8 protein-coding genes are annotated in these 10,352 nt (G+C 75.8%); 3 read left to right on the top strand and 5 right to left on the bottom strand.

The genetic code is table 11. The annotated features are described in order from the left end of the window. From BEP24_RS14715 to BEP24_RS14695, 5 genes are all read right to left on the bottom strand, one after another. Nucleotides 1-1,185 (bottom strand): DUF58 domain-containing protein (locus BEP24_RS14715; RefSeq protein ID WP_083230401.1); only part of this gene is annotated, 1,185 nt, incomplete at its 3' end. Beyond that, nucleotides 1,185-2,273: a MoxR family ATPase gene (locus tag BEP24_RS14710; RefSeq protein WP_083230400.1), complete on the bottom strand. Its 1,089-nt coding sequence runs from the start codon at nucleotides 2,271-2,273 to the stop codon at nucleotides 1,185-1,187. The genes BEP24_RS14710 and BEP24_RS14715, both read right to left, overlap by 1 nt. Then, nucleotides 2,270-3,643 carry a DUF4350 domain-containing protein gene (locus tag BEP24_RS14705; protein WP_065964676.1) on the bottom strand — a complete coding sequence of 458 codons (1,374 nt, stop codon included), beginning with the start codon at nucleotides 3,641-3,643 and terminating at the stop codon, nucleotides 2,270-2,272. The genes BEP24_RS14710 and BEP24_RS14705 overlap by 4 nt, the downstream gene beginning before the upstream one ends. Further along, complete coding sequence (locus tag BEP24_RS14700) at nucleotides 3,640-4,281, bottom strand: DUF4129 domain-containing protein (protein ID WP_065964675.1); 642 nt, start codon at nucleotides 4,279-4,281, stop codon at nucleotides 3,640-3,642. Before BEP24_RS14700 ends, BEP24_RS14705 begins: the two co-directional genes overlap by 4 nt. Next, complete coding sequence (locus BEP24_RS14695; protein ID WP_065964674.1) at nucleotides 4,278-5,873, bottom strand: glycerophosphoryl diester phosphodiesterase membrane domain-containing protein; 1,596 nt, start codon at nucleotides 5,871-5,873, stop codon at nucleotides 4,278-4,280. Before BEP24_RS14695 ends, BEP24_RS14700 begins: the two co-directional genes overlap by 4 nt. Nucleotides 5,874-6,019: 146 nt before the next feature. Here BEP24_RS14695 and mtrA point away from each other — a divergent pair, with 146 nt between their 5' ends. The 3 genes from mtrA to BEP24_RS14680 are packed head-to-tail and all read left to right on the top strand — an operon-like array spanning nucleotide 6,020 to nucleotide 10,142. Then, on the top strand, nucleotides 6,020-6,694 hold the full coding sequence (gene mtrA, locus BEP24_RS14690; RefSeq protein ID WP_065964678.1) for an MtrAB system response regulator MtrA: 675 nt from the start codon (nucleotides 6,020-6,022) through the stop codon (nucleotides 6,692-6,694). A 5-nt stretch (nucleotides 6,695-6,699) separates the two neighbouring features. Further along, on the top strand, nucleotides 6,700-8,382 hold the full coding sequence (gene mtrB / locus BEP24_RS14685; RefSeq protein WP_139266487.1) for an MtrAB system histidine kinase MtrB: 1,683 nt from the start codon (nucleotides 6,700-6,702) through the stop codon (nucleotides 8,380-8,382). After that, entirely contained in the window at nucleotides 8,382-10,142 is a 1,761-nt protein-coding gene (locus BEP24_RS14680) for an LpqB family beta-propeller domain-containing protein (RefSeq protein WP_065964672.1), read from the top strand. Before mtrB ends, BEP24_RS14680 begins: the two co-directional genes overlap by 1 nt. Nucleotides 10,143-10,352 lie beyond the last annotated feature (210 nt).

Raw genomic sequence — 10,352 nt, 5'->3', positions numbered from 1 at the left:
GCGCGCCCCGCGCCCGCCCCGTCGCCGGCGTGTGGAGCGGGTCGCGACCGCGTCGTCGGTCGTCCCGGGTGCGCCGGAGGCGGTCCGCTGGACCGCCGGGTCGTCGACGCCGGTGACCACGACGGCGTGCCGTCGGGCCAGACGGGGCAGGACGGCGAGCACGTCGCCCGACGCCCCGACGGACTCGAGGCCGGTGAGCAGCACCACGAGGGCGCGCGAGGTGGTGATGCCGTCGACCACGCCGGGGACGAGCGACCAGTCGGTGGCCCGGATGCCCGGCTCGGCGGCGGACAGCGCCTCGCCGAAGCGCTGCACCACGTCGGCGCGGGTGGCCCCGTGCACGCGCTCGCGGACGGCGTCGTCGAGCACGACGAGGTCGACCCGGTCGCCGGCCGCGGCGGCGAGGGCACCGAGGAGCAGGGCGGCCTCGATGAAGGTGTCCAGGCGGGGCTCGTCCTCGACGCGTCCCGCGCCCGCGCGACCGGCGTCGACGACGACCACGACGCGGCGGTCGCGCTCCGGACGCCACGTCCGGACCACGAGGTCCTGCCGACGGGCCGTGGCGCGCCAGTCGATCGACCGGACGTCGTCGCCGCGCACGTAGTCGCGGAGCGAGTCGAACTCGGTGCCGTGTCCGCGCAGCTGCAGGGTGGTCTCGCCGTCGAGCTCGCGCAACCGCGCGAGGCGGGACGGGAGGTGCCGTCGCGAGCGGAACGGCGGCGTCACGACGAGCTCGCCCGGCGCCGGCACGACGCGCTGCCGGGCCGCGAGGCCGAGCGGCCCGAACGCGCGGACCGCGACGCCGGCGGTGCGGCGGCGGCCGCGACGGAAGGGCGTGAAGCGCATCCGGGCGGTGCGCCGCTCGCCGGCCGGGACGTCGGTGCGGATCCGCCGGGGCTCGTGACCGGCGGACGGCTCCCACATGTCCCGGACGACCGCGCGCAGGCGACGGGTGCCGTCGTTCGCGAGCACGAGGGTGCCGTCGGCGGTGGCGTCACGGCGCGCGAGCCGGGGCATGCGTCGTTCCACCCGGACGCGCGCGGGGTCGGCGGCCAGCAGGACGTCGACGACGGCACCGAGCACGACGACCCCGGCCCACGCGAGGCCCGCCCAGGCGCTTCCGAGCAGCACGGTGGGCACGACGGCGATCGCGAGGAGCGCGACGAACCGGCCGGAGATCGCCACTAGATCGGCACCCGCACCTGCTCGAGGACCTGCTGCAGCACCCCGTCGGCGCCGACGCCCTCGAGCTCGGCGTCAGCGGCGACCCGGAGGCGGTGCCGCCACACCGGGACGACCATCGCCTGCACGTGGTCCGGGGTGATCGCGTCGTAGCCGGTGAGCCACGCCCAGGCCTTCGCGGCCGCGAGCAGGGCGGTCGCGCCACGCGGGCTCACCCCGACGCGCACGGACGGTGCCTGCCGGGTCGCTCGGGCCAGGTCGACGACGTACGCGAGCACGTCGTCACGGGCGCCGACGGCACCGACGGCGCGCTGCGCGGCGAGGACCTCGTCCACGCCGAGCACGGGGGAGACCCCGGCGGACCGGACGTCGCGGGGGACGAAGCCGTCGGCGTGGCGACGGAGCACCTGCCACTCGACGTCGCGGGGCGGGACCTCGAGGACGAGCTTCATGAGGAAGCGGTCGAGCTGCGCCTCGGGGAGCGTGTACGTGCCCTCGAACTCGATCGGGTTCATGGTCGCCGCGACGAAGAACGGGTCCGGCAGCGGTCGGGCCGCGCCGTCGACGCTGACCTGGCGTTCCTCCATCGCCTCGAGCAGGGCGGACTGCGTCTTCGGGGGCGTCCGGTTGACCTCGTCGGCGAGGAGCACGTTCGTGAACACGGGGCCCTCGCGGAACGGGAAGGTGCCCGTCGAGGCGTCGTACACGAGCGAACCGGTGACGTCGCCGGGCATCAGGTCCGGGGTGAACTGGACGCGCTTGGTGTCGAGCGACATCGCTGCCGCGAGGCTCCGCACGAGCAGGGTCTTGGCGACGCCGGGGACGCCCTCGAGCAGGACGTGGCCCTGCCCGAGCACGCCGACGATCATCCCGGAGACCGCGCCCTCCTGGCCGACGACGGCCTTGCCGACCTCGGCGCGGAGCCGGCCGAAGGCGTCGCGGAGGGCGGCGTCGTCCTCGCCGCCGCGACGGCTGCGGGGACGACGGTCGGCGTCGAGGGCCGGGGCGGCCGCGTCCTTGCCGAGTGTGGGGCCGGCGGTGCCGGTGGGGTGCTCGGTCCGGTCGTCCGGGGTGCTGGCGGGGTCGGTCACGGGCGTGCTCCTCGTCGGTGGTCGTCCTGCGCGGTGTCGCGGCCGGTGGCGGTGGCGGTGGCGGTGTCGATGGTGGTGGTGGTGGCGGTGGGGCCGGTGCCTGGACCGGTGCCCGGTGTCCGGCCCTCGGTGGCGGCGCGGACCGCGGCCTCGAGGGTGTCGAGCGCCGCGACCGCGTCGACCAGTCGGCGGTCGTCGCCGGCCGGCCCGCCGACCAGCACCCGGCCCACGTCGTGGTCGGGGCGTCCGGTGGCGCGGGCGGCGGCGCGGACCACCTCGTCGACGTGGGCGGAACGCGGCAGCCCGAGTCGACGGGCGGTGCGGCGGAGCGCGGCCACGCGGAGGGTGTCGAGCGCGTGCGTGCGGTCGCGGGTGCGGGCGTAGAGCCGGGCCCGTCCCTCCGTGGTCTCGGCGGCCCGCACGACGACCGGCAGCCGTTCGACGACGAGCGGTCCGAGGCGTCGTCCGCGCCAGACCGCCGCGGCGACGACGACCAGCCCGAGGAGGCCGAGCAGCCCCGGCACCCACGGCGGCGCGAGGCTGCCGAGCGTCGGGGCCGCGTCCGGGGACCCCGCGGTCGGGACGTACCAGGTGAGGGTGTCCGTGCCGTCGGTCCCGCCGCCCTGTCCGAGCAGACCGAGCGCGAGCGCGGCGTTGCCGGCCGTCGTCACGGTGTCGTTGCGGAACGCGGCGGTCGTGCCGACCAGGGTGACGTCGCCGGCGGGGGTGTCCGTCCGGGCGAGGCCCCAGGCGCGGTCGTCGCCGGTGCCGGACGGGGCGCAGAGCTCGAGTGACCCGGTCGTGCCGGCGTCCGCGCCGTCGGAGCCCGGGGCCGCCGGGGTCCGCACGTAGGCGGTCCCGTCCGTGGAGACCTCGCCGGCGGTGGCGGCGGCCGGGATCCCGCAGCGAGCGGTCGACACGGTGTCCCCGTCGCCGGGCCGGGCGGCCGGTTCGAGGGGGAGCCCGACGGCGTCGAGCACCCGGGGGTCCCCGCTGACGAGGACCACGTGCTCGGCCCGGCGGACCAGGCGCCGGGCGACGTCGGGGTCGAGCACACCGGCGGCGTCGTCGACGAAGACCGTGCCGTCACCGACCCGGTCGGCGTCGCGCACCACGTCGACGCGGGTCCCGCGCTGCTCGAGCACCCGGACGAGCGCCATCGACCCGCTCGCGGTCGCGGAGCGCGGGTCGAGCGGGTCGCGACCGGGCGGCGTCGTGGACTGCACGACGGCCGTGAGGACGGCGAGGACGAGCGCCACGGCGACGACGAGCACCCACGCGCCGACGTGCCGGGTCCGTGCAGCGCGGCCGGCGGGTGTCGGGGTCGCCGGGGTGCCGGTCGGTGCGGGCGTCGCGGTCCGGGCGCTCACGCGGGCACCGCCGGGGAGTCCGGCCGCGCGGGGTGGGCGGTCCGGACGGCCTGCTCGGTGTCGAGGACCTCGCGGGCCGTGCGCTCGTCGGCGGTCCCACCGAGGTAGCGCACCGCGTCGAACGCCGCGGCCGCCCCGTCGAGTCGGTCACCGAGGTCCGGGAACGGCGCGCGTGCCCGGCCGGCGATCGCGCGTGCGGTCGCGCCGGGGACGTCGGGCACGAGGTCGCGCTCGCCGAGGCCGCGCGCCACGGCGCGGTAGCCCTCGAGCACGGCCGTGTCGTGGTCCCCGGCGCGCAGGGCGGCGCGTGCGGCCTCGGCGATCGTGCGGGCGGAGCGCAGGTCGTCCCCGTCCAGGACACCGCCGACCGTCCCACCGGTCACGCGGGCACGTCGACGGGGCAGTCCCCGGGCGACCACGACGAGCACGACGACGGCGACGAGGACGACGACCGCCGTCCACAGCAGGGTGTGTGCGAGGACGGGGGAGTCGACCCCGTCGCCGCGGAGCGACCCCAGCCAGTCGAGGACCGACCGGGAGGCCCGGTCCCACCACGTCGGCTGGGCACCGTCGTACGTGCTCCGCTCGAGTTCGCGCTCGAGGAGTCGGCGTGCCTCGTCGGCATCGGGGGTGGTCACGGGCGTCCGCCCGGGAGGTGCCCGCCGTGTGCCGGCGGCTGCTGGCCGGGCCACTGCTGCGGTGCCGGGGGCTGGTGCGCGGGCCACTGCGGCTGCTGGCCGTGCCACTGCTGCTGCTGCGGGCCGGGCTGCTGGCCCTGCCACTGCTGCGGGACCGGGGGCTGCTGCGCCGGCCACTGCTGGCCGGGCCACTGCTGCGGCGGCTGCCACGTGCCCGGTCGGTGGCGGGGCAGCGGGTCGGCGGGCGCGAACGGGTCGGCGGGCTGCCCGGTCTCGAGGTGTGCGGCGATCCGCTGGTCGAGTCCCTCGGTGCGGATCCGTCGGTCGACGGCGAGGAACGTCGTGATCGACCCGGTCAGCACGTCGACGATGCACTGCACCGCCGTGACGAGCAGGCTGCCGACGACGAGTGCGACGACCCCGGCGATCCCGGTGCCGGTCGACACACCTGTCTGCCCGAGCGGGTCGAACGTCCCGGCGAGCAGGAGCGCACCGATGGACAGCGGCGTCGCCGCGATGGACGCCGCGAACCCGAACACCACGGTGACGAGCAGCAGGATCCCGAAGGTGCGCCAGAACGCCCCGCGCGTCAGTCGCCAGGACTGCGCGGCCGCGGCGAACACCGTGCGGCCCTCGAGCACGATCGTCGGCACCGTGAAGGCGAACTTCGTCCCGAGCCACACGCCGACGACCGCGAACGCCAGCGCGAGCACCACGAAGAGCAGGACGAACCCGCCGAACGAGGCACCGTCGAACCCGGAGCCGCCGGCACCCAGGGCGAGGGCTGCGCCGAACACGACGAGGCCGAAGACGACGCCCACCACCACGCCGGCGCCGGCCTGCAGCAGGATCCACGCGACGACCGAGCGGCGTCGTCCGGCGAGCAGCGCCCAGAGCCCTCGGAAGGTCGCGCGCCGTCCGAGGATGCGCTGACCGGTGTCCGCGGCGACCGGGGCGACCAGGAAGCCACGGCCGAGCGTCGTGAGGAACGGCAGCGCGACCGTCAGCACCAGCCAGAGGGTGATCGAGCCGGCGACCACGGTGTCGCCGCCCCGCCCGCCGTCGAGCGCCGAGGAGATCCGCGACTGCAGCACCGACTGCCCGATCGTGCTCGCGAGGGTCGACAGCAGCCCGAGCACGCCGCTGAGCAGCAGGCTCCAGAGCAGCAGGACCCGCGCGTTGCGCCGGAAGACCGTGAAGGCGCCCGACAGCACGTCGCCGAGCCCGAGCGGTCGGAGCGGCAGGACCGGCCGGGAGCCCGCGGGGACCGGCCCCGCGCCGGGGCCCTGTCCGGGCTGGTGACCCGGCGCACCGGGCCCGCCCGGCCACCCGCCGGACGGCTGCTGCTGCCCCGGAGCGGCACCGGCTGCGCCGTGACCCGGCCACGCGCCGGGCTGCTGCTGCCCCGACCACGGGCCGGGCTGCTGCTGACCCGGCCACCCGCCGGGCTGCTGCTGCCCCGGAGCCGCACCGGCTGCGCCGTGACCCGGCCACCCGCCGGGCTGCTGCTGCCCGCGGTCGTGCGCCGGGCCTCCCGTCCGGTCGTCCTCGCCACGCGACCCGGGCGCTCCCGGTACCTGCCAGTCGGACATCGCCGCCCCCTCGTCGTGCTCCGGCCGCGCTGCGGACGCGCGGACACTCCCATCCTGGCGGAAAACCCGCCCTGCCGGGGCCGGACGCTATCGTGGCGGTGGGTGCCGGTCCGGCACCCACCGCCCGCCACTCGGAGTCCACACGCATGACACCGCGCATCCTCGTCGTCGACGACGACCAGGCCCTCGCCGAGATGATCGGCATCGTCCTCCGCTCCGAGGGCTACGAGCCCGACTTCAGTGCCGACGGCAACGACGCCGTCGACGCCTTCCACGCGACCAAGCCCGACCTCGTGCTCCTCGACGTCATGCTGCCGGGGATCGACGGCATCGAGGTCTGCAAGCGCATCCGCGCCGAGAGCGGCACGCCGATCATCATGCTGACTGCCAAGGGCGACACCGCCGACGTCGTCGCCGGGCTCGAGAACGGTGCCGACGACTACGTCGTGAAGCCGTTCAACCCGAAGGAGCTCGTCGCCCGGATCAAGACCCGGCTGCGCCCGACCGCGACCGACGGCACCGTGCTGCACGCCGGGGACCTCACCGTCGACGTCGCCGCCCACGAGGTGCGGCGCGGCGACACCGTCATCGCGCTCACGCCGCTCGAGTTCGACCTGCTCCGCGCGCTCGCCGAGAAGCCGAACCAGGTGTTCACGCGCGAGATGCTCCTCGACCAGGTCTGGGGCTACCACTACAAGGCCGACACCCGGCTCGTGAACGTCCACGTGCAGCGCCTCCGGGCGAAGATCGAGCACGACCCGGACAACCCGCGGATCGTCACGACCGTGCGCGGCGTCGGCTACCGGGCCGGAGGGGCCTGACCACGATGCCGCCGGGACCGTCCGCCAACGGCGCACCCGGCCGCGGGTGGGCCCGTCGTGCCCGCCGCCGGGTGCGCCGCTGGGTGCGGCGTGGCTGGTACGCGCTCGCCTGGCTCTGGCGACGGTCCCTCATGGTGCGGTCCGTCGCGATCACCGTCGCGACCACCGGGCTCGCGGTCGCCGTGATCGGCACCGCGGTCATGATCAGCATCTCGAACAACGTCTACGCGCAGCGCCGCGACCAGATCGAGGCGGAGTCGGCCCGCGCGACGGTCGTCGCCCAGGGCATCTTCGACGCCGCGACCGCGGGCGAGGACAACAACCAGTCCGAGCTCGAGACACTGCAGAGCGAGGCGCAGCAGTCGATCCTGTCGAACACCACGAGCCCGGGCGGGACGACCATCGCGATCGAGCGCACGCCCGGGCAGACCAGCCCGCAGACGCTGCAGAACCTCGCGAGCCCCGAGTTCCCCGACGCCGTGATCACCGACCAGCTGCGGCGAGAGGTCGCGAAGGACACCGGCCGCCTCAGCCTGCAGGCCGTGCAGCTCGACGACGGCGGGCGCCGTGAACCCGGGCTCGCGGTCGGTTCCGTGCTGCAGATCCCGAGCGCGGGGCAGTACGAGCTGTACATCGTCTACGACCTGTCCGACGCGCAGCAGACGCTCGACTTCGTGTCGCAGACCCTGTCCATCGGCGGGGTCGCGCTCATCGTGCTCATCGCGCTCGTGACGTCGCTCGTGGTGCGGCTCGTGGTCGTCCCGATCCGCGGCGCGGCCGAGACCAGTCGCAAGATCGCCGCCGGACGCCTCGACGAGCGCATCCCGGTCCGCGGCTACGACGACATCGCGATCCTGGCGCGGAGCTTCAACGACATGGCCGACGCCGTGAGCCGCCAGATCACCCAGCTCGCCGAGCTCTCCCGGGTGCAGCAGCGCTTCGTGTCCGACGTGTCCCACGAGCTCCGGACGCCGCTGACCACGATCCGGCTCGCGGGCGACATGCTGTTCGACTCGCGGCACTCCTTCGAGCCCTCGGTCGGCCGGTCCGCCGAGCTCCTGCACACCCAGGTCGAGCGGTTCGAACTCCTGCTCGCGGACCTGCTCGAGATCTCCCGGTACGACGCCCAGGCCGTGCAGCTCGACACCGAGCCGGTTGTGCCGGCGGCGCTCGCCGCGGACATCGTCGAGGAGTTCCAGCCGCTCGCCGAGCGGGCCGACACCGCCCTGCAGCTCGTGACGCCGGGCGGGCACACGACCATGCAGCTCGACGCCAAGCGGGTGCGGCGCATCCTGCGCAACCTCGTCGGCAACGCGATCGAGCACGCCGACGGGAAGCCGGTCCAGGTCGTCGTCGACAGCGACTCGCGGTCCGTCGCGATCGCCGTGCGCGACCAGGGCATCGGGATGCCGCCCGAGGACGCCGCGCGCGTGTTCGACCGGTTCTGGCGGGCCGACCCGAGTCGCCGGCGCACCATCGGCGGCACCGGGCTGGGGCTGGCGATCTCGCTCGGCGACGCCCGGCTGCACGGTGGCCGCATCGACGTCTGGTCGCGCCCGGGCGAGGGCTCGACGTTCGTGCTCACCCTGCCCCGCGGCGAGGCCGTCGGCACCGCGACCTCGGCGATCCCGCTGCCCGAGCTCGACGAGGACTACGACGGCCCCCGCGCCGTCAGGGAGGACCGCTGATGCCCACGCGTCCCGACGAGCGCCCGGCGTCCGCCGTGCCCGCGCGTTCCGTGCCCCCGCGCTCCGCGGCCCGCCCGCGCGTGCGCCGCCGCCTCCGTCCGCTGGTCGCCGTCGTCACGGCGGCCCTCGCAGCCGTCGCCCTGGCCGCCTGCGCCGCGATCCCGACCGACGGCCCGGTCCGCGCCGGGCAGTCCGTGCAGGACGAGTCGATCTCGGGGTTCGACTACCGCCCCGACCGCCCGGTCGCCGGGGCCGACCAGACCGCCGTGCTGCGCGGGTTCATCGCCGCCGGTACGGGCGCGCAGGACGACTACGCGATCGCCCGGGCGTTCCTCGCCGACGGGTTCGCGAGCAAGTGGAACCCCCGCCGCGGCGTCACGATCGTCCCCGGCAACGGCACGGTCGAGCGGGCGGCCGACCGGGAGCTGACCTACACGCTGACCGCGACGGCCACGGTGGACGCGAACGGCGAGTACACCCAGGCCGTCCGACCGACGACCTCGACCCTGACGTTCCAGTTCGTCCGACAGGACGGCGAGTGGCGGATCGCGTACGCCCCCGACGGGATCGTCCTGACCCCGGTGAGCTTCGAGGCGTCGTTCCAGGAGCACGCCCTCTACTTCTTCGACCCGACCTACCAGTACCTCGTGCCCGACGAACGGTGGTTCCTGGCGCGGTCGTCGACGAGCACCCGGATCGCGAGCGCGCTGCTCGCCGGACCGGCCGAGTGGCTCAAGGGCGCGGTCGTCTCCGCCTTCCCGGAGGGCACGCAGCTGTCCCTGAACGCCGTGACCATCGAGAACGGCACCGCCGCGGTGGACCTGTCGAGCGGTGCCCTGGGCGCCAGCGGAGCCGACAAGGCGCGCATGCGCGAACAGCTCACGCGGTCGCTGGCGTCGGTCGCGTCGGTGTCCTCGGTGTCGATCACGATCGAGGGCGCGACGTTCGCGAACCCCGAGCAGGACGGCTCCGCGGCGCAGGTCAACCCCGACGTCGACCCGCGTCCGCTGGTGCTCCGCGACGACCAGGTCGGCTTCGCGGCTGCCGGCGGCAAGGTCGCCGCGCTCGGCGGCGGAACCGGCGACGCCGTGGCCGCGCTCGACCCGACGTCGTTCGCCCTCGGGTCCGACGGCTCGACGGTCGCGGTCGGCAACGCGAGCGGTGTGGTGGTCGTCCGGGGTCGTGACGCCCTGCGGGTCGACGCGTCCGAGGGTCTGGTACCGCCGTCCGTCGACGACCTCGGGTACGTCTGGGTCGGCCGGGCCGGCGACACCCGGCAGGTCACCGCCTACGGGCTCGGCGGCGACCCGCACCAGGTCGCCACGACGCTGCCCGCGGGCCAGCTCGTATCCTTCCAGGTCTCCCGGGACTCGACCCGGGCACTCGCCCTCATCCAGACCGCGGACGGCCCGGCGCTCTACGTCATGGCGATCACCCGCGGCTCGGACCGCACCCCGACGAGCCTCGGCCCGCCGGTCCGTGTGCAGGCGGCCACCGGCCAGGCCGTCGGTGCCGCGTGGGTGAACGACAGCGACGTCGTGTCGGTCGGGCAGGCCGACAGCGGCCCCGACGTCGTCCGGTCGACGGTCGGTGGCCGCTCGACGACGCTGCCGAAGGCCGAGGGCACCGCCACGACGGTCGCGGGCGGCAGCGGAGGGTCGATGCTGCTCCGGATGTCGGACGGCACCGTGCTGCAGTCCTCGGGCGGCGGGTGGGACACCACGGGCGTGACGGCGGACGTGCTCGGCATCCAGCGCTGACGGAGGCGACGGCATCGGCCCACGGTCGGGCCGCACCGGGTCGGACCGCGGCGGGTCGGACCGCGGCCGGCGGGGCTGTGGTCGGCGGGTCTGTGGCCGGCGGGTCTGTGGCCGGCGGGTCTGTGGTCGGCGGGTCTGTGGTGGGGGGATCCGTGGTGGGCACGCACCCATGCTCGGCGCGACCCACCGTCGGACGCGCGCCGGTGCGGC

It is taken from the genome of Curtobacterium sp. UCD-KPL2560, assembly GCF_001705035.1.
Taxonomy (GTDB): domain Bacteria; phylum Actinomycetota; class Actinomycetes; order Actinomycetales; family Microbacteriaceae; genus Curtobacterium.
The sequence above is the reverse complement of the archived record's forward strand: the minus strand, read 5'-3'. Positions and strand labels throughout refer to the sequence as shown.